The organism is Natronorubrum halobium (assembly GCF_051351675.1).
Lineage (GTDB): Archaea > Halobacteriota > Halobacteria > Halobacteriales > Natrialbaceae > Natronorubrum.
The window spans coordinates 2979576-2999747 of record NZ_CP195595.1 but is presented as its reverse complement, the minus strand read 5'-3'; the positions used below and the strand labels follow the sequence as shown (position 1 = coordinate 2999747).

Here is a 20172-nt window from a genome sequence, read left to right as displayed (position 1 = left end):
CCGTCTCCCGCGCGCAGTAGTGTCAGACCGCGAACAGCGTCCGGTATAGTTAGGCTGAAGGCACGGCAGTCCCGAACTGTGTTCGATGGACCAATCGTCGGGTGAGCGTCGACTGGCGGGTGAGACGGGGTCCCAGCCAGCCGACGGTCCGACCACCCTCACCAGCCGCAGTCGCGAACTCGAGGACGTGTCGTTCGGCGCGATCGTCGACGTCGCCACCAACTCACGGATTCTGTGGGCCACGCCGGACGGGCTGGAAGTCGTCGGTCGAGGCGTCGCCGCTCGAGTCACCGCCACCGGGCCGGAGCGCTTCGATCGGATCCGAACGCAGACCGCTCGCGTGTTCGACGCGCTCGATCACGACGGTCCTGCCGTCGCCCGACCGCGTGCATTCGGCGGCTTTTCGTTTCACGACGGACACGAATCGGGGCCTCCCTGGACGGGGTTCGAGGCGGCGTCGTTCGTCGTCCCGCAGACGCTCGTCGTCCGCAGCGACGAGGGGACCTGGCTGACGACCGTCGGGGACACCCCCGACGAGGCGACGGCTCGTCTCGAACACTGGACCGAACGGTTGGACGAACTGCCGACGATGCAACCCAGCGGGACGGCTCCCGGCATCGACTCGACGGCGCGGACGACGTCCCGCGAGGACTGGACCGGACAGGTCGAAACGGCGCTCGAACGGATCGAACACGGGGATCTCACCAAGGTCGTCCTTGCGCAGGCGCTGGCGGTCGAACTCGACGGCCCGGTCGACATCCCCGGCACGCTCGAGCGCCTGCGCCGGCGGTACCCGAACTGTTACCGGTTCCTGATCGGCCACGAGGTCGGCGGGACCTTCTTCGGCGCCCCGCCCGAACGGCTCGTCTCCAAACGCGGCTCGCGCGTCGAGACCGAAGCCCTCGCGGGCTCGGTACCCCGAAGCGACGCGCCCGAGGCGGACGAGGCGTACGCGGATCGGATGCGCGACAGCGAGAAGGTCCAGCGCGAGCACGGCCTCGTCGTCGAAGCGATCCGCGACCAGCTCGAGCCGCTCGCGCGCGACCTCGCGATCGACGACCAGACGATTCGACGACTGGCGAACATTCAACACCTCCAGACGCCCATTTCGGCGATGCTCGAGGGGGATACACACGTCCTCGAGATCGTCGAAGCGCTGCATCCGACGCCGGCCGTCGGGGGCGTTCCGCCGGCGGCGGCCTGGGAGACGATCCGCGACGCCGAGACGTTCGACCGGGGCTGGTACGCGGCTCCCATCGGTTGGTTCGACGGCGCCGGCGACGGCGAGTTCGCCGTCGGAATCCGCTCGGGAATCGCGACCGAGGAGACGGTCACGCTGTTCGCGGGCAACGGCATCGTCGCCGACAGCGACCCCGACGACGAGTGGGAGGAGGTACAGCTGAAGTTCCGCCCGATTCTCGACGAGTTGCGGTGAGACGATGAGAGAACAGGTGATCCCATGACCGCACCGAACCGCGCGACGCTGTGGGGCCGCATCCTCGTCGACGAACTCGCGAAGGGCGGCCTCGAGGCCGTCTGTATCGCCCCCGGGAGTCGATCGACGCCGCTGACGGTCGCGTTCGCCGACCATCCCGAAATTCGCGTCTTTTCACACCTCGACGAGCGGTCTGCCAGTTACTTCGCGCTCGGGCGCGCGAGACGAACCGGCGAGCCGACGGCGCTCGTCTGTACCTCCGGGACGGCGGCGGCGAACGTTCACCCCGCGGTGATGGAGGCCGATCGGGCTCGAGTCCCGTTGCTCGTGCTCACGGCCGACCGACCCCACGAACTCCGCGACAGCGGTGCGAACCAGACTGTCGATCAGGTCGCCCTCTACGGCGACGCGGTTCGGTGGGACGCGGAACTGCCGGAGCCCGAAGCCGAGGAGCGAAAAGTGCGAAGTCTTCGGACGACGGCCGCGCGAGCGCTGTCGAAAACGAGCGGTGCCGACCCCGGCCCCGTCCACCTGAACTGTCCGTTTCGAAAGCCGCTCGAGCCGCTCGAGGTCTCCGACGCCGTTCCGGATTCCTTTTCGGAGACGCTGGCCGGCAAGGGACGCGAGGGCGCGTTCGTCGAGACGAGTTCCGGGGACGTGACGCTCGAGGACGACCAGTACCGGCCACTCGTGCGGGCGCTGGCGGACGCCGACCGGCCACTGATCGTGGCCGGACCGGCCGATCCGACCGACCTGTCCGAACTCGATCCCGCAGCCGTCGTTGCCGTCGCCGAACGCATCGGCGCGCCGATTCTCGCGGATCCGCTCTCGAACCTGCGCTTCGGCCCTCACGTCGCGGGGAACTCCAGCAGTGGACCGGTGTACGGCGGCTACGACGGCTACGTCGCCGACCTCCCGTCGCCGGACGTCGTCGTCCGGTTCGGCGCGTCGCCGACCTCGAAACCGCTTCGCCACGCGTTGCGCGACAGCGGCGCCCACCAGTTCCTGCTCGATCCCGCGGGCGCGTGGCGCGAGGCGACGTTCACCGCGACCGACTTGCTCGCGGCGTCGCCCGGCTCCGTCTTCGAGGGACTGATCGAGAGACTCGAGACCGAACCCGATACCGGCGGTGACGGAGCCGCACCCGCAACGAGCGGCGAGTGGCTCGCTCGGTTCGAGACCGCCGAACGTCGTCACTGGGACGTCCTGGGCGACGCGATCGAGGCGGATGCACTCGAGACCGACCCGTTCGAGGGGGGCGTCATCGCGTCGGTGTTCGAGCACGCGCCCGACCCGGCGACCGTCTTCGTCTCGAACAGCATGCCGATCCGGGACGCGGATCGGTTCGGTCGACCGCGAGCGGCCGCTCTGACGGTGCTCGCGAACCGGGGCGCGAGCGGGATCGACGGCATCGCGAGTACGGCACTCGGTGCCGGCAGCGCGACGGACGACCCGCTCGTCCTCGTCACCGGCGATCTGGCGTTCTACCACGATTCGAACGGCCTGCTCGCGATCGACCGCTGCGACGTCGACGCCACGATCGTCCTGCTGGACAACGACGGCGGCGGCATCTTCCACAAACTCCCGATAGAAGAGTTCGAACCGCCGTTTACGGACCAGTTCAAGACGCCGCACGGACTCGAGTTTGAGACGTTAGCGGAGTTCTACGGTCTCGAGTTCGAGCGCGTCGCTCCCGCCGAGTTCGTCGACGCCTATCGCGGGTCGCTCGAGCGCGAGGGAACGCAGGTGCTGTCGGTCGAGTTCGACTCGGAAGCGAGTCATCGGCGACGGGAGGCGCTCGCACGGCAGGTTCGTGACGAAATTCGAAGCGAGAGCGATTAACGACCGAAACGACTCAGTTTGATCTCTACGGACAATGTATTCGTCCCACCAGTTGTCGGTAGCAATGGTCCACAGACGATTCCTGAACCGATCGAGCCACGTGCGGTGGCGCGCGCTGTCTCGCGGTGAGCGAAAGAGAGGCGCGAGAGGAACGAGTGCCTCGAAAGCGAACCGCGAGTCGAAACTGAGCGAGGTCGTCGCGAGTAGTGCGGGACCAAAGGTCCCGCAGACTATGCGAACGGGCGCTGCGAGGCGGTTGCACCGCCTCGAGTTCGCGGCGCGTCGAGCCGCGTACGGCCCGTGAGCAAATATCACGAGCGACTGCTCGGAAGGCGCGAAGCGTCTTCCGGTGGATGAGCGAGCGACTGAAAGGAGTGAGCGTTAGCGCGGAACCGGCGGTTCCGCGAACCATCCGAACGGGTGCGAAGCACCCATGAGGAGAAATCGGCTGGGGAGGACGTGGAATTCATCGCCGCCAGCGTGGGCAGGACACTCGTTTCAGTTAAAAACTCATCTGGGTACCACATCTATTCACGGCCGAAGTGCCCACCAGAGTGCGACGGCGTAGCCGAAGGGAACCCAGGCGAACCCAAGCGCGAGCAGTCCCGTGATCGAGAACGGCGGGACGGCCGACAACCGGTCGATCCCGAGCGGGAAGAGCACGCTCCAGAACCCGAACACCGCGGTCGCGACACGGGGTCTCGTGAGCAGATAGCCGACGAAGGCGAGCGTGCACGCGGCGACGATCGCGTTGACCACGAGCGGGAACAGCGACGTCAGACTCGCGGCGACGAACATCGGATACAGCAGCCAGAGACAGCCGATCGTCACCGCCGTCGTCTGCGTCATGGCCTGGCCCTCCCACTCGAGGTCGACCTCCCCCTCCCAGCCGTGGACGGCGTACCGGAATCCCGACGCAGCGCCCTCGTCGGGCGTACTCGAGGCTCTGGACGCCGCGGCGGCGCTAGCCGACCCGGTGCCGGTAGCGCTGGTCGTCCCGGTGGCGGTAGTCGTCCCGGTGGCTCCGGCCGTCCCGGTCGCACTCGAGGACGCGTCGCTACTGGACGATGCCGTGTTGCTCGAGGACGAGCCGTCACTCGAGCGTCCGCCCTCGGTCACGAACGTCCAGCCACCGCCGGCTCGCTGCCGGGCCGTCTTCCGTTGGCGCCGCGCGCGCTGTCGGGCGTGGTGACTCCCGGTTCGATCGTCCCGGCCCTCGGATCGATTCCGGTAGGAGGACTCCGCCCTCGAGTGCGTTCGACCGCTCGACGTTCGCGTTCGACTCCCGTTGCCACGACGGTCGTGGCCCGTAGCCGTCCCGTCGGTGCTCCCTCTCGAGGCGGTCGACCCCGACTGGTTCGACGTTCCGGTCTCGGTTCGCGATCGAGTTGCCTGGCCGGCAGTGCCGTCGCCGTCGTCACCCCCGTCCGCCGTGCTCGAGTCCGACGACGCCGGCCCGCTCGAACTCGTCGACCGGTCGGCGAGTCGGAGGTAGGCGTCGTGACCGAGACGGTCGTACCGCGCGCGTTCGGTGCCGTCGGTGAGCACCGATCGGGCCGTCGAGACGCGCTTGAACTGCTCGGCGGCGTCGAGTGCGTCGTTGTGATCCGGATGGGTCTCGAGGACGCGCTCGCGGTAGGCCGTCTGGACCTCCGCTCGGGTCGCGTCGGGGTCGACCTCGAGGACGTCGTAGTACGTCTGCCCCATCGAGTAGCCGAGGGTTCGGAGTCCAGTCAAAAAACCGCTCTGGTTGAGAGACTATCACTTACTACTGAACGTCTCCGATCGAACGATTTCTGGCGAGTAAGACGCTCCTCACCGAACCGAGCGCTTATCGCTCAGTTACTCGAGTGACCCTACTGCAACAAATACACTCTATATTGCTATATGAAATTGTGTATCGTGGGCTTCCCGTTTCGAAGCGCGTCGATCTGACCGACTGACACCGTCGACGGTGGATTTTATTAGTTGGCGAGACGGAATCGACGGATACGTTTCGTCGCACAATGGACGACTCGACACAGCCATCACCGGCCGGCCGGCTCGACGCGCTCCTCGAGGACGACAGATCCGAGGAGGCCGTTGCGTGTCTCGAGCGGCTCACGGCGGCCGACACCGAGACGCGGAAGACGGCGCTCCGAGCGCTGCGTGAGGGGGCTGAAACGAAGCCAGACGCGCTCGAGCCCGTACTCACCGCGCTCACGCCATTTCTTACCGACGAGGAGCGATCGATCCGTCTGACGACCGCGAAACTGTTCGCGACCGTCGCCCAGGCAGAACCGGAGGCGGCCTCGTCCGTCGTTCCAGCGCTCGCTGCTCGGTTGGCCGACGAGGACGAGTTCTACTACGTGCGCGCCCGTTCGGCAGAGGCACTCGGTTACGTCGCGCTGGAAGTACCGGATACGGTCGCTTCGCCCGAAGTGCTGGCGGACCTGCGAATCGGGCTGTCGTTCGATGAACCCGAGGTGAGGGAGAAACTGGCGAAAGCGCTCGAGTACTTGGCGCTGGCCGATCAGAGCCGGCTCCGTCACCACGTATCGGACCTGACTCGGAATCTCGGCGATTCGAACGAACTCGTTCGGTACCACCTCTGTACCGCGCTCGCCGCGATCGGCTGTGCGTATCCGGACGCGGTGTCCGAGAGTACCGCTGCCCTGGCTGATCGCTTGGACGACGAGAGCGCCTTCGTGCGGGGACGGGCAGTCGAAACGTTCGGTCTGCTCGCTCGGGCAGATTCGGATGTCTCGGTACCGGACGTAACTCAGGCCGTGGAATCAGGTGCGAGTTCGGACGCGGACGACGATGCCGAGCGATTCCTTCGCGATCGAATTCGATTCGCGACGAACGCGAGCGGCGAGGAGCCGATCGACACCGATTCCGTCGGAATCGGGATGCTCGAGGGAATTCGCGATCGAACGGACGAGGTCGTCGATGCTATCACCAGCCCCGACGGCGACGAGTGTCCCCACTGCGGGCAGTCGCTTCCCGCAGTCGGGCCGCCAATCTGTCCGCGGTGTGGTGATCCCCGCTGATATTGGGAAATATTAGGTCAGCCTAAAAATAGGAGCGCTTATTATGGTTTAGGTGGGCCTAAAAACATGGCGAGAGATGAGACGAAACGCGAGGAACCGACCCGGAGGGATTTCGTAACGTACGGCAGTACGGCCGTCGCCGGCGGACTGCTGGCGGGCTGTTCGAAGTTGGCCGGACGGGGCGATGAGACGGACGGAGAGTCCGATAGTGGCAGCTACTCGGTGACGATGGCTCCGATGGGAGAGGTCTCCTTCGGCTCGCCGCCGGAGAGCGTCTTTACGCGGCTGACCCATCACGCCGGGATGGCGTTCGCCCTCGGACGCGGGGACGACGTCAACGCGATGCACGCCCCCGACTACTACGATCAACTGTGGAATCAGTTCACCGAACGATTGCCCGGCGTCACGCTGGACTGGTCGGGATTGTACTCCTCCTGGGACCCTGATAAGGAGATGCTCTACGAGCTCGACAGCGACGTCCACCTCTCCGACCCGGCGAGCGTGAACGCCCTCGATAGCTGGAACGCGGCGGATATCGAGGAGATCCGAGATACCGTCTCCCCGTGGTTCGGCAACAAGTTCAGCGATAGACACGACGAGCCACCAGCCGAGTGGGCCGATCGCTACGAGTATTACAGCCTCTGGGAGATGTTCGAGAGGGTCGCAGCGGTGTTCCGCGAGGAGTCGCGGTACGATGCACTTGCGGAGATACACACGACCCTGCTGGAGACGATCGAAGAGAATCTCCCCCCAGAACGGGAGCGTCCAACCGCGGTCCTGGCGGGGATGAGCGACATCGAGAGCATGTACGTCTACACGCTGGACACGCCCGGGTTTCTGACGGCACACGTGCGCCCGCTCGGTCCGATGGGCGTCCTGGGCGGTGATATCTCCTCCGGTGACACGATCGACATGGAAGGGATGCTCGAGGCCGATCCCGACGTTATCTTCGCACTGGGCGGGATGCACCCCGAAACGGATATGCCCGGGATTCGATCGGCGCTGCAGAACCACGCCGTCGGTCAGGAACTCTCCGCGGCCGAAAACGGCCGCGTCTACTCGCAGGGGGCCCGCTACCAAGGACCGATCCTGAACCTGTTTCAACTCGAGATGACTGCCAAACAACTTTATCCCGATCTCTTCGGGGCGTGGCCGACCTACACTGACGGCCCGTACCCGGAGATTCCGTCGGACGAGCAGTTATTCGACCGCGAGCGGGTTGCAGACATCATCAACGGAGAGTTCTGAGGATGAGTGACGACGATGACACCGCGACCGAGGCACCGACGCGACGAGAGTACGTGAAGTACGGCGCCGCCGCGGTCGGCGGCGGACTGCTCGCCGGCTGTACGAGCGGGACGGAAGACGAGGCCGCGCCGACCGAAACGGACGAGTCGTACTCGGTGACGATGGAGCCCGTCGGCACCGTCGAGTTCGATTCGGTTCCCGAAACGTGGATCCCGTACACGGGCGATTACGCGGACATGGGCGTCGCGCTCGGCCAGAGCGACGGCCTCTCGGCTATCGGCGTCCGCGCCCGATTCGCCTCACACCTGTACGACGAACTCCCCGGCGTCTCCGTCGACGGGGACGACCTCACCGAACTCTATCGGGACGGCACCGGCAAGGAGATCTTCTACGAACTCGAGGCCGACGTCCACGTCATCGATCCGAACTTCATGGTGAACCGCCTCCAGTGGAGTCAGGCCGACGTCGACGAGATCCGGGATAGCGTCGCGCCGTTCGTCGGGAACACGATCTTCTCGCGCGTCTACGACTGGCACGACTACGCCGACTACACGCTGTACGAGGCCTTCGAGAAGGTCGCACGGCTGTTTCGAGCGGAGGCTCGCTACGAGGCGTTTGCGCAGTATCACGACGAGGTGCTCGAAGACGTTCGCGCACGGCTCCCGAACGAAACGCCGACCGTCGCCGTTCTCTACCCGGTGGAGGTGCCGCCGGACTCGTTCTACCCGTACCTGATCGGCTCCGGGACGCAGTCCAAACACTGGAACGAGCTGAACGTCGAGGACGCCCTCGCGCGAAACGGCATCACGGACGCCCAGGCCAGCGGGGGAGCCATCGACTACGAAACGCTGTTGGAGATCGATCCGGACGCGCTCGCGATCCGGATACAGGGCGAAATCACGAGAGAGTACTTCGACGACGAGATCGTCTCACACCTCCGGAGCCACGACGTCGCGAGCGACCTCGCTGCGGTTCGGAACGATCGGGTGATCTACGGCGGGGTGACCTACCAGGGGCCGATCATCCACCTCTTCCAGCTCGAACGGGCGGCCAAGGAGCTGTATCCCGACGAGTTCGGAGACGAACGGCTGTTCGACCGTCAGCGAGTTGCTGACATCGTCAACGGGGCGGTCGAACGATGAGCGCCCTCGAAACGACGCAGGCGGAGGCGGCGTTCGATCACGACGTGGTCGTGGTCGGCGGCGGTCCCGCAGGGTGCGCGGCGGGCGTCTTCACTGCCCGGTACGGTCTGGACACGGTCATCTTCGACCGCGGGCGCTCATCGATTCAGCGCTGTGCCTACCTCGAGAACTACCTCGGCTTCCCCGCGGGGATCGACATCGAGACGCTGTACGGACTGATGCACGATCACGCCGAGACGGCCGGCTGCGAGATCGTTCCCGACCTCGTCGAGTCGGTCGAGCGCGCCGACGACGGAGCGGGGTTCGTCGTCAGCGGACAGGAAGGGGAGCCGATCACCGCTCGGCGGGTGGTTGCGGCCACGCGCTACGACGGCGAGTACATGCGCGGTCTCGACGACGAGGCGGCGATGTTCGAGACGCACGAACACGACGGCGAGGAACACGAGCACTTCGACAAGGGGTACGCCGAGCGCGACGGGACGACGCCGGTCGACGGACTCTTCGTCGCGTCCCCGTACGGGGAGACCGGCTACCAGGCCAGCATGGCCGCCGGACACGGCACGCAGGTCGGGATAACCGTCGTCGAAGCCGTTCGACGGGACCGGGGCTACCCCGAACCGATGACGAATCACTACGACTGGATGCGCCGGGAGACGGAACTCGACGACGAGTGGAGCGAGCGAAGCCGATGGCGGGAGTACGTCGACGACCGAGTGCCCGAGGATCACGGCCTCGAGGAAGAGCGACTCGCCGAGATCCGCGAGCAGGAAATCGATCGCAGGCTCGCGACGTACCTCTCCGGCGACGAGATCGATCGGCGGATCGAGCGCGGTCACAGGCGACTGCTCGAACACATCGACGACGAACTGATCCTCGAGGCGGCGCGCGAAATCGACGCCGAACGCGAGACGGGAGGTGAGTAGTATCACTCCCACCAGCGAACCGTCGGTTCTCGAAACGTCGCGCGCCCTCGATCCGGTCGCACAACCGCTCCCGGCCGTGAGGAACGCTCGCGTCTATACGTCGGGTGTCGGATGCGCAGGGGGCCATCCAGCGCCGATCCGGTGACAGATGACCGGTGGTCCCCAGTACCTCCTCGTGCTCTCCCTCCTCGAACGACGGGACGGCCCACCGGTTTCGCCCGTCGTCGTCGCGGATGCGGTCGGTCGCCCGCGGCGACGACGGAGATGCAATTTTTCGTACTACCTAAACTATCTCCCACACGCAGTGGAACGGCGATCGACGACGGGGACGAGTGTCGTCGCTCTCGAGACGGCGTCCGTCCACCGGCGCACAACAGACCGGTCGTCGTTACGGAGCGGGTCCGGTATCGCTTACTCGACCCGCGGCCCCGTCTCGTCGGTCCGACCGGGGAGTTCGAGTTCGATCTCGAGTTCCGGCTCGTCCATCCCGTCGAAGTCGATCTCGAGTGCGACCGGGTCGCCGAACGCGAACGGGAGCACCCACTCGTCGTCACCGATCGTGAGTTCCTCCCCGTCGCGGAGTTGTTCGCCGAGCGCGATGAGGAACTCGCCGGCGTCGCTCGCGTCGAGACGGTACTCCCGTTCGAAGTTGCGTCCCGGTCGAATCGTCGTTCGCTCGTCGGTGTCGGGGTCGTCGGTTGGCATCGTTCGGGATACAGGGCGGCGACGGGTATGTCGTTCACGGTGGTTCCGTATACTCGCCGCGGTTCGAGACTCCGAACTGTTCGTCCGCCGACGCTGTCGAACGCCCTCGAACCCGCGACGCGAACCTATTTCACCCGCTGCCCACCAAACACGAGCAATGGTTTCGGAACTCTTCGACGCCGAGCAGTGGGAACCGGTCGCCGACCTGAACGACGAGTTCGAGGACATCACCTACCATCGCGCGGTCGACTCCGGGACGGTTCGGATCGCCTTCGACCGGCCCGCGGTCCGCAACGCCTTCCGACCGGGGACGGTCGACGAATTGTACGACGCGCTCGACCACGCCAAGCGCCAGACCGACGTCGGCTGTATCCTGCTGACCGGCAACGGCCCGTCGCCGAAAGACGGCGGCTGGGCGTTCTGTTCCGGCGGGGATCAGACGATCCGCGGCGAGGACGGCTACCAGTACGAGGGCGACGAAGAACGCGCATCGGAGCAGGGACGGCTTCACATCCTCGAGGTTCAGCGCCTCATTCGACACATTCCGAAAGTCGTCGTCGCCGTGGTGCCGGGCTGGGCCGTCGGCGGCGGCCACTCGCTGCACGTCGTCTGCGACCTCACGCTCGCGAGCGAGGAGCACGCGAAGTTCCTCCAGACCGACCCCGACGTCGCGAGCTACGACGCCGGCTTCGGCTCGGCCTACCTCGCTAAGCAGATCGGCCAGAAGAAGGCCCGCGAGGTGTTCTTCCTCGGCAAAACGTACAGCGCCGAGGAGGCCGCGGAGATGGGGATGGTCAACGAGGCGGTCCCCCACGAGGAGTTAGAGGAGACGGCCCTCGAGTGGGGCGAACGCATCAATTCGAAGAGCCCGACGGCGATGCGGATGCTCAAGTACGCGTTCAACATGACCGACGACGGGATGGTCGGCCAGCAGGTGTTCGCTGGCGAGGCGACGCGGCTGGGTTACATGACCGACGAGGCGAAGGAGGGGCGAGACGCGTTCGTCGAGGGTCGCGACCCCGACTTCGACGACTACCCGTGGCACTACTGAGCGACTCGAGTGTCGCTCGACTTTAGTGATCTATTGAGATACTCGGGTGCACACAGTAGCAGTTCGTGACCGGTTCAGTATATGTCGCGCTCAGTATCGATGAAACGGTACAATTTCGGAGGCCGACCAAACTGCGTGCAGTGGCGCGCGCTGAACTGCGGCGAACGAAAGCGAGGCGCGACCACGGAGCGGCTCGGAACGCGAACGGCGACCAGCGGGAGCCGTGAGCCGAGTGAGGCGCTGTTCAGAGTCGTGCAGTATCGTCATCCGACCTCGCAGTCGCTCGGCCGGAACGACAGCGCGCGCCGCCGCAGAGCGTTCGACCACTCTAGGCAGATCCGTCGCCCAGTACTGCCCACTGTTGCGCTCGAGCGCGCCCGCTCGTGTGGGCTCGAACCGATTGCGGTAGCGCCGGCGGGAAGAGTAACGCTTTGGGTCTTCCAGCACCGAAACGCAACCAGTGACACTCCCCGATCGGTCCGCGCTGTCCCGTCGGGACTACCTCCGGGCGCTGGTCGCCGTCGGCGGCGCGAGCGCGCTCGCCGCCTGCACCTCCGAGGGAGACGACGTCGACGTTCCGTCCGGAACGGACGACCCGGCGTCGCTCCCCGCGCGACAGCACGCCTGGAACGACGCCCTCACGCGGGACGACGACGGCAACGTCCGACCGTCGGAACACCACGTTCTGGTCGCGCTCTCGCTCGTCGACGACCCGACCGACGAGACGCGGGACCAGGTCGAAGCCGCCCTGCAGGGACTCGAGCGCGCCTACGAGTGGAGCAACGAGGGGCTGCTCTTCACGCTCGGCTACGCGCCGGCGTACTTCGACCGGTTCGACGAGTCGCTGCCCGACGAGGTCGATCTCCCGGAGCCGGAAGCGATCGTGGGGCAGGCCGACGAGTTCGACGAGTTCGACGCCGTCCTCCACCTCGCGAGCGATCACTCCCGGGTCGTCCTTGAGGCGGAGGAGGGACTGTTCGGCGATTCGGACGAACTCAACGGTCACGAGGTCGAGACGGACCTGACGGGCGCGTTCGAGCGCGTCGACGATCACCGCCGGACCGGCTTCGTCGGCGCGGGACTGCCCGCCGAACACACCGACGTTTCGCGGGTTCCGGACTCGATTCCCGAGGAAGCCCCGTTCTTCATGGGCTTTCGGTCCGGCTTCGCGGAGAGTCAGGCGACCGAGGATCGGGTGACCATCGAGGAGGGCCCGTTCGCGGGCGCGACGACGCAGCACGTCGAATCGATGACCATTCAGCTCCGGACCTGGCTCGAGCAGGACAGCCACACGCAGCGGGTCTCGAAGATGTTCAGTCCGGAGCACGCCGCGGACGACCTGGTCGGCGACGTCGGCGAGGCGCTGGGGTCCTCGAACGGGCTGACCGACGAACGGATCGAGACGACCGAGGACGACGCTCGCGGCGGCGTCGTCGGTCATGCTCAGAAGGCCGCTCGAGCCAGAGAGGACGGGGAGCCGCTGTTGCTCCGGCGGGACTTCAACACCGTCGACGGCGACAGTCCGGGACTTCACTTCGTCTCGCTCCAGGGCGGCATCGACGAGTTCGTCCGCGTTCGCGAGGCGATGGAGGGCGACGACCTCAGCGCCCCGAACGCGAACAACGGGATCCGAAGCTACATCTTCCCCAACCGGCGCGGCAACTACCTGCTACCGCCCCGCTCGCTGCGAGCGCTGCCGCCGGCGGAGCCGGAGCAGGCGTAACGACCGACGACAGTCCACGGCTCACGAGTTCACAGATGCAACGACACGACATCGACCGGCGAGCGTTCGTCCGATTGTCGGGAGTCGCGACCGGAGCACTGGCTCTGGCGGGCTGTCTGGGGTTCGGCGACGACGACTCTGCCGACGAAAACGGAGTCGACGACCCCGACGCCGGCGAACTACCGTCGTTCCCGGAAGTCGAAGATCCACCGAGTGCGGTCTACCTCCCGACACACCGGGAATCGATGCGGGTGCTCGAGCCGGTCGACGCCGGCGACTACACGCTGGCTCCGATGCTGTCCTATCAGCACCCGTTCTGGCTCGTCACCGGTAGCGGCGGCGAGAACGGCATTCAGCGCGTCGATCCCGAGCAGACCGGCGGCGTCCACGTGATGATCGTCGTCTGGGACGACGAGACGGGAATCATCCTTCCCGTCGACACCGGTGCCGAGATCAGGGTCTCGCTGGACGGCGAGCAGGTCGGCTCACCGCAGTCCGCGTGGCCGATGCTCTCTCAAGGGATGGGCTTTCACTTCGGCGACAACGTTCCGCTCGAGGGCGAGGGCACCTACACGGTCGAGGTCGAGATACCGCCGCTCTCGGTCCGAACGACGGGAGACCTGGCGGACCGGTTCACCGAATCGGGTACCGCGACGTTCGAGTTCGAGTACGATCGGGCGTTTCAGACCGAGGTCACCGACGGCGTCGAGTATCTCGACGAGGAGCGGTGGGGCGAGCCCGGTGCGCTCGAGCCGATGGCTCACGGGGGACACGAGGGTAACGGCGACGGAGACGATCACGGTGACGGCGACCACGATACCCGCGCCGAGATCCCGTACTCTGCGCTCCCGCCGGCCGAGGCGTATCCGGGAACGCACCTCGAACCGGTCGACGAACCCGGCGGATCTGATGGACTCGAGGACGACGACTCCGAAGCGGACACGCTCCCGCGAAGCGGCGACGCGGCGTTCGTCACGACGCTCCTCGAGTCCGACTCCCGCCTGGCCGACGACGACGAACGGTACCTGCTCGTCTCGCCGCGGACCCCGTACAACCGCGTCCCGCTCGCGGACATGTCCCTGCGAGCGACGGTCGAGCGTGACGGACGACCGGTCACCGACGACGCGGTTCTCGAGCAGACGATCGACGGCGAGTACGACCTGCACTACGGGGCGTCGCTTCCCGATGTCCAATCGGGCGATTCGGTCACGATCTCGATCGAATCGCCGCCGCAGGTGGCTCGCCACCAGGGGTACGAGACGGCCTTTCTCGAGATGCCACCGATCGAACTGACGATCCCGGAGGACCGATGACGGGGTCGACGACGGCACGCCGTTCGGCAGTTCTCGCGGTGCTCCTCGCGTGCGCGCTCGTCGGTGCGCTGTTCGCTCCGGCGGTGGTCACCGCCGGAGACAACGCGACGACGTTCCAGTTCGACCCCCTCGAAGTCGACGCGGAGGCGGGTGAGACCGTCACGCTCGACCTCGTGGTGAGCACGCACGGCGGATACGGGGGCGAAGGTGCCGACGAACTCTCGATCGACCTCGAGTACGATTCCGACGCGGTGACCGTCACCGAGGTCGAGCACGGGCCGATGCTGGCTGCGGGGAACGACTCCGACGCCGAGGTCGACGGCTCGGTCAACATCGACGACGAGCGCGGGACGGTGACGATCGAACAGGTGCGCGAGCCGTCGGGCGACGGCGCCGTCGGGACGGATACGGCGGCGACCATCACGCTCGAGATCGCCGACGACGCGCCGTCGACGACCACCCTCGAGATCACCGACGCCGAGGCGATACTCGTGACCGGCCATCCGCAGGCGTCGCTCGAGCGAGACGCGACCATCGCCGTCGACGGCGGCGGCGACGGAGACGACACCGTTCCCGGATTCACGCCGCTACTGGCGGTCGCCGCGATCGTCGCGGCGATAGTGTTCTACAGCAGGCAGTAGCCCGTCCGACATACGGCCGTCAGTAGCCCGCACTGGCCTCGAAAGAGGGAAATCCCACCGAAAACAGGATCGGGTCGACCGCCGGAACTGCCACCCGGTGTGTCCGATCGGCTGCAATGCCAACGTTGACACTCCCGCGAGTTGGACTCTCGAGCAATGAGTACGGCGGAGGTCGACATTTCATGGACGAAGGCGTGGCTGATGGCTGCACGCCCCCAGACCTTGCCCGCGGCGGCGGCACCGGTGATCGTCGGCACGGGGCTCGCGATCCACGAGGGCAGGTTCGCCCTGTTGCCGGCGGTGATGGCGTTCGTCGGGGCGGCGCTGATTCAGGTCGGAACCAACTTCGCGAACGACTACTACGACGCGATCAAGGGCGCCGATACGGACGACCGAGAGGGCTTTACGCGGGTTACACAGGCGGGGATCATCGAGCCCGAACAGGTAAAATTGGCAACGATCGTCACGTTCGCGCTGGCGATCGTCACTGGGACGTACCTCGTCTACATCGGCGGCGTCCCGATTCTCGTCGTCGGACTGCTGAGCGTCTTCTGCGGCTGGGCGTACACCGGCGGTCCCTACCCGCTGGGGTATCACGGCCTCGGCGACCTCTTCGTCTTCGTCTTCTTCGGCGTCGTCGCCGTGATGGGCACGTTCTACGTGCAGGCCGCGGCGACGCTCGCGGAACCGCTCGCGACGGGGATTCCGGACGGAACGGTGACCCGCGAGGCGTTCCTCGCGAGTCTCCCCGTTGCCGGGATTTCGACGGCGATTCTGGTGGTGAACAACGTTCGCGACCTCGAGACCGACGCCGAGACGGGCAAGCGCACGCTCGCGGTCCGACTCGGCTACCGGTGGAGTCGCGCCGAGTACGTGGCTACGGTCGGACTCGGCTACGTCACGCCCGTTTGGCTTTGGCTCGGCGAAGGCTTCGGTCCCGGCGTGTTGCTCCCGCTGGTCACGCTGCCCTACGCGGCCGTGATCGCCCGAACGGTCTGTACGCGAACCGACGGCGAGGCGCTCAACCCGGCCCTCGAGGGGACCGGCAAACTGCTGGCGATCTACGCGGTGCTGTTCGCCGCGGGGGTGATGCTGTGACCGGCGACTGCGACTACGCTCGAGACCTCGAACTCGAGTATCGGTCGTTCTCGCTGGCGCTTTCCAGCCCGCTCGAGACGGCCGACGGGACGATCGATTCCCGGGACGGCTTTCTCGTCCGAATCGTGGATACGACGCTCGACGGGGGCGACCCGCCGATCGGCTACGGCGAAGCGACCCCGCTGCCCGGCTGGACGGAATCGCACGCGGACTGCGAAGCCGCCCTCGAACGCGCGAGCAACGCGATCGAGACCGACCCCGACGCCGCACTCGAGGCGGTCGAGGATCAGGTCGCGGCTCGACACGCGATCACGCTCGCGCTCGCGGACCTGCAGGCGACCCGCGAGTCGATGCCGCTGTACCAGTACATCGGCAAGGGACCGATGGTCGGTCGGGTGCCGGTGAACGCGACGATCGGCGACGGCTCGCCGACCGAAACCGCGAGCGAGGCGGCCGCCGCCGTCGGGCGCGGTTTCAACTGCTGTAAACTGAAGGTCGGCCGCAGGGACCTCGAGACCGACATCGAACGCGTGAGACGCACTCGAGAGGCCGTCGGTCCCGACGTCGAACTCCGGGTCGACGCGAACGAGGCCTGGACCTACGACGAGGCGACGACCGCACTCGAGGCGTTCACCGACCTCGACGTCGCGATCCTCGAGCAACCGCTGCCGGCGGGGGCGCTCGAGGGTCACGCCGATCTCAGGGAGCGAGCGGGCGACGACGGGGTCGAGATCGCGCTGGACGAAGGGCTGCTCGAGCACGGCGTCGACGCGATCTGCGACGCGGAGGCGGCCGACGTGCTCGTCCTCAAACCGATGGCGCTCGGCGGGCTCGACGTCGCTCGGAAGGTCGCGGCCTGGGTCGGGATGCTCGAGGTCACGCCCGTCGTGACGACGACGATCGACGCGGTCGTCGCGAGGACGGGCGCGGTCCACCTCGCGGCGTCGATCCCTGACGTGCCGGCCTGCGGGGTGGCCACGACGGAGCTTCTGGCCGAGGATCTGGGCCGGGATCCCGTCCTCCTCGAGAAGGGGTCGGCGGTCGTCCCGCAGGCGAAAGGGCTCGGCGTCGAGGGGGTGTGGCAGGAGTGAGAGGCGGCCCCGTCGAGTGGCCCACCCGGGACCTGCTGTCCCACCGCGCCTCGACGACGCCGGACGCGACGGCCGTGATCGACGCCGACGAGGGCGAGTCGTGGACGTTCGGGGAGTTCGATCGGCGGGTCGATGCCGTCACCGAGCGACTCGAGAACGTCGGTTACGGACCCGACGAGAGACTCGGCGTGCTGCTGAACACGCGGGTCGCCTTCGTCGAACTCTACCTCGCCGCGATGCGCCGCGGGGTGACAGTCGTGCCGTTGAACGTCCGGGAGACGACCGTCGAACTGGAGTCGAAGGCTCGTCGAACCGATCTCGACGCGATCATCTGCGAATCCGAGACGGAGGGGCTGGCGCTCGAGGTTGCGGACTGCCCGATCGCCTCCGTCGACGACCCCGAACGCGACGACGTCTCCTCGCTCTCCTCGTTTCAGCCGGCAGCCGGTGCGAACACGGCTCCGGTCCCGCTCGAGCGCGACCGAACCCACCTGCTCATGTTCACGTCGGGGACCTCGGGCACCCCGAAGGGGGTTCGACTGACGCTCGGCAACCTCGTCGCGAGCGCCAACGCGTCGGCGTTCCGCCTCGGCGTCACGCCCGACGATCGGTGGCTGTGCTGTCTGCCGATGTACCACATGGGCGGGCTGGCCCCGGTCGTCCGCTCGATGCTCTACGGCACGCCCGTCGTGATCCAGCGGGAGTTCGATCCCGCGGCGACCGCCGGGGTCATCGACGACCACGATATCACGGGAGTCTCGCTCGTGCCGACGATGTGCAAACGACTGCTCGACGCGGGGTGGAACCCGCCCGAGACGTTGCGGTTCGTTTTGCTCGGCGGCGCACCCGCCTCGAACGAGTTACTCGAGCGCTGTCGGGCGGCCGACGTGCCGGTTTACCCGACCTACGGGATGACCGAGACGGCCTCCCAGATCGCGACGGCCACCCCACAGGAGACGGCGACTCACGAGGGGACGGTCGGCCGGCCGCTCGTCTGCACCGACGTGACGGTCGTCGACGAGTCGGGCGAACGGGTTCCGTCCGGCGAGGCGGGCGAACTCGTCGTCTCCGGACCGACGGTGACGCCCGGCTATCTCACGGACGAACACACGGCGGCGGCGTTCGGCGAACAGGGACTGCACACCGGCGATATCGGCTACAAAGATGTGAGTGGTCGGCTATGGGTACTCAACCGGCGAAGCGACCGGATCGTCACCGGCGGCGAGAACGTCGATCCCGGCGCGGTGATCGAGGCGTTGCGGTCGTCTCCGCGGGTCGAGGACGCCGCCGTCGTCGGTCTCGAGGATCCTGAGTGGGGCGAACGCGTGGCTGCGCTCGTCGTGCCCGCCGACGACGGTGGTGAGTCAGCCGACTCGAGGACGATCGACCTCGAGTCGCTGCTCGAGCACTGTACTGAACGCCTCGCCGGGTTCAAACGACCGAAGACGATCGCCGTCGCCGACTCGCTGCCCCGGACGGCGTCGGGGACGGTCGATCGCGACGCGGTTCGAGCGCGGTTGCTCGAGTCCGGGACGGACGTCTCGGACCTGTCCTGAGAGGGTGTCGGCGACTGTCGCCGCCGGAATCGGAGTTAAGACGCTCGCGCTGCTAGTGGAGAGCGTGTGTACACTCACCCTCGCCTGGCAGGTCTTCGACGACGCGCCGGTCGCGGTCGCCGCGAACAGGGACGAAGCGCTCGATCGGGAGGCGCTTCCGCCGGACGTCTACCGCGAGGATCCGCTCGTCGTCGCCCCGCGGGACGCCGAAGCGGGCGGTACGTGGATCGGTTACAACGCACACGGCGTCTTCGCCGGAATTACGAACAAGTGGACCGACGACGATCTTGCGGCCGAGCGTTCGCGGGGGCTGCTCGTCGCCGACGTCCTCGAGGCCGAATCGGCTCGAGAGGCGGCCGAGGTTCTCGAGGAAGCGACTGCCGAAGACGAGTACGACGGCTTCTACCTCGTGATCGCCGACGAGTCCGACGCCTACTGCTACTACTGGGACGGGGAACTCTCCCGGATCGAGTTCGAACCCGGCGTCCACGTGGTGGTCAACGTCGCCGTCGACGACGCCGTCGATGTGCCGTCAGTTCGACCCGCCGTCGGCCGTCAGCAGGCCGAAAACGCTCGCGCGGTCCGCGAGGCCCTGTCGGTCGAGGACGGCAGCGACGAGTCTGTTTCGGCGTGGCTCGAGCGGGCCGGCGACGTGCTCGGCGATCACGAGTACGGCGTCTGCATTCACGAGAACGGCTTCGGCACGCGATCGTCGTCGCTGATCGCCCTCGGACGCGAGGACGCGCGGTACTCGTTCGCACCCGGCCCGCCCTGCGAGACGTCGTACGAGCCGGTCGATCTCGAGGGAGTCGACGGCGACGAACCGGGCGGCGTCGATGCCGACAGCGACGTCGAAGGGCACATTTAAGCGCCTCGCTCTATCTCATACGTGTATGAACGCACTTCAGTCCCGAGCGACGAGCACGGGGTGGTCACCGTGAGCGTTTCCGCGATCGAAGCCGAACTCTCCGAGGACGAGCGCGCTGGCCTCGAACTCGTCCGTGAGACCGGTGGGATCCATCAGAGCGACTTCTGGAAGGAACTGGACGTCTCTTCGCGCAAGGGCAGCCGGATCGTCGAGTCGCTCGTCGAGAAGGAACTGGTCGACCGGGAGGAGACGGTCTACGCCGGACACAACACCTACTACATCTCGCCGACCGCTCGAGACCTCGATTTCACCCTGCTGATGGCCGGCGACATGTTGTCGCCGTTCATCGGCGAGGAGGAGGTCGATCCCAACAGCGACGCCTTCTCGCAGTGGATCATGAACCTCGCCTACGAGGAGTAGTTCGGTACCCGGTTTTACGGCCGTAATTCGGGTCTCGAATCATCCCGTTTCTCGAGTGCCTCTCTCACGAGAGCTGTCGGTGGA

Annotated in this window: 17 protein-coding genes; 15 read left to right on the top strand and 2 right to left on the bottom strand. The window is 66.7% G+C overall.

Annotated features, from left to right (window positions below; translation table 11 throughout):
• Window positions 1–85: 85 nt before the first annotated feature.
• Complete coding sequence (locus ACSFC7_RS14795; RefSeq protein ID WP_436343592.1) at window positions 86–1435, top strand: isochorismate synthase; 1350 nt, start codon at window positions 86–88, stop codon at window positions 1433–1435.
• Between the two features lie 24 nt (window positions 1436–1459).
• Window positions 1460–3277 carry a 2-succinyl-5-enolpyruvyl-6-hydroxy-3-cyclohexene-1-carboxylic-acid synthase gene (gene menD, locus ACSFC7_RS14790; protein ID WP_436343591.1) on the top strand — a complete coding sequence of 606 codons (1818 nt, stop codon included), beginning with the start codon at window positions 1460–1462 and terminating at the stop codon, window positions 3275–3277.
• A gap of 531 nt (window positions 3278–3808) precedes the next feature.
• Here the strand turns inward: menD and ACSFC7_RS14785 are convergent.
• Window positions 3809–4984, bottom strand: coding sequence for a J domain-containing protein (locus ACSFC7_RS14785; RefSeq protein WP_436343590.1), 1176 nt, complete (start codon window positions 4982–4984; stop codon window positions 3809–3811).
• Window positions 4985–5283: 299 nt separating this feature from the next.
• On the opposite strand from ACSFC7_RS14785, the gene ACSFC7_RS14780 reads away from it, so the two are divergent.
• From ACSFC7_RS14780 to ACSFC7_RS14765, 4 genes are all read left to right on the top strand, one after another.
• Window positions 5284–6309: a HEAT repeat domain-containing protein gene (locus ACSFC7_RS14780; RefSeq protein WP_436343589.1), complete on the top strand. Its 1026-nt coding sequence runs from the start codon at window positions 5284–5286 to the stop codon at window positions 6307–6309.
• A gap of 66 nt (window positions 6310–6375) precedes the next feature.
• Window positions 6376–7557 (top strand): ABC transporter substrate-binding protein, encoded by a 1182-nt coding sequence (locus ACSFC7_RS14775; RefSeq protein ID WP_436343588.1) that lies wholly within the window; start codon window positions 6376–6378, stop codon window positions 7555–7557.
• A 2-nt stretch (window positions 7558–7559) separates the two neighbouring features.
• On the top strand, window positions 7560–8699 hold the full coding sequence (locus ACSFC7_RS14770) for an ABC transporter substrate-binding protein (protein ID WP_436343587.1): 1140 nt from the start codon (window positions 7560–7562) through the stop codon (window positions 8697–8699).
• Window positions 8696–9622 carry an FAD-dependent oxidoreductase gene (locus ACSFC7_RS14765; RefSeq protein WP_436343586.1) on the top strand — a complete coding sequence of 309 codons (927 nt, stop codon included), beginning with the start codon at window positions 8696–8698 and terminating at the stop codon, window positions 9620–9622. The genes ACSFC7_RS14770 and ACSFC7_RS14765 overlap by 4 nt, the downstream gene beginning before the upstream one ends.
• A gap of 411 nt (window positions 9623–10033) precedes the next feature.
• On the opposite strand, the gene ACSFC7_RS14760 is transcribed toward ACSFC7_RS14765, so the two are convergent.
• Window positions 10034–10327, bottom strand: coding sequence for an amphi-Trp domain-containing protein (locus ACSFC7_RS14760; RefSeq protein ID WP_436343585.1), 294 nt, complete (start codon window positions 10325–10327; stop codon window positions 10034–10036).
• Between the two features lie 157 nt (window positions 10328–10484).
• On the opposite strand from ACSFC7_RS14760, the gene ACSFC7_RS14755 reads away from it, so the two are divergent.
• The 9 genes from ACSFC7_RS14755 to ACSFC7_RS14715 all read left to right on the top strand — a co-directional run bounded on the left by ACSFC7_RS14755 (window position 10485) and on the right by ACSFC7_RS14715 (window position 20088).
• Window positions 10485–11378: a 1,4-dihydroxy-2-naphthoyl-CoA synthase gene (locus ACSFC7_RS14755; protein WP_436343584.1), complete on the top strand. Its 894-nt coding sequence runs from the start codon at window positions 10485–10487 to the stop codon at window positions 11376–11378.
• A 460-nt stretch (window positions 11379–11838) separates the two neighbouring features.
• Window positions 11839–13101 carry a DUF7405 family protein gene (locus tag ACSFC7_RS14750; protein WP_436343583.1) on the top strand — a complete coding sequence of 421 codons (1263 nt, stop codon included), beginning with the start codon at window positions 11839–11841 and terminating at the stop codon, window positions 13099–13101.
• Between the two features lie 35 nt (window positions 13102–13136).
• Window positions 13137–14414, top strand: a complete 1278-nt coding sequence (locus ACSFC7_RS14745) for a DUF7350 domain-containing protein (RefSeq protein ID WP_436343582.1) — start codon at window positions 13137–13139, stop codon at window positions 14412–14414.
• Window positions 14411–15055, top strand: a complete 645-nt coding sequence (locus tag ACSFC7_RS14740; protein WP_436343581.1) for a cohesin domain-containing protein — start codon at window positions 14411–14413, stop codon at window positions 15053–15055. Before ACSFC7_RS14745 ends, ACSFC7_RS14740 begins: the two co-directional genes overlap by 4 nt.
• 156 nt (window positions 15056–15211) lie before the next feature.
• Window positions 15212–16153, top strand: a complete 942-nt coding sequence (locus tag ACSFC7_RS14735; protein ID WP_436343580.1) for a 1,4-dihydroxy-2-naphthoate polyprenyltransferase — start codon at window positions 15212–15214, stop codon at window positions 16151–16153.
• Window positions 16150–17244 (top strand): mandelate racemase/muconate lactonizing enzyme family protein, encoded by a 1095-nt coding sequence (locus ACSFC7_RS14730; protein WP_436343579.1) that lies wholly within the window; start codon window positions 16150–16152, stop codon window positions 17242–17244. The genes ACSFC7_RS14735 and ACSFC7_RS14730 overlap by 4 nt, the downstream gene beginning before the upstream one ends.
• The gene (locus tag ACSFC7_RS14725; RefSeq protein ID WP_436347967.1) at window positions 17241–18800 is read left to right on the top strand and encodes a class I adenylate-forming enzyme family protein; all 1560 of its coding nucleotides are present in this window, start codon (window positions 17241–17243) and stop codon (window positions 18798–18800) included. Before ACSFC7_RS14730 ends, ACSFC7_RS14725 begins: the two co-directional genes overlap by 4 nt.
• 64 nt (window positions 18801–18864) lie before the next feature.
• On the top strand, window positions 18865–19668 hold the full coding sequence (locus tag ACSFC7_RS14720) for an NRDE family protein (RefSeq protein WP_436343578.1): 804 nt from the start codon (window positions 18865–18867) through the stop codon (window positions 19666–19668).
• A gap of 69 nt (window positions 19669–19737) precedes the next feature.
• Window positions 19738–20088, top strand: coding sequence for a helix-turn-helix transcriptional regulator (locus ACSFC7_RS14715; RefSeq protein WP_436343577.1), 351 nt, complete (start codon window positions 19738–19740; stop codon window positions 20086–20088).
• Window positions 20089–20172: the final 84 nt, after the last annotated feature.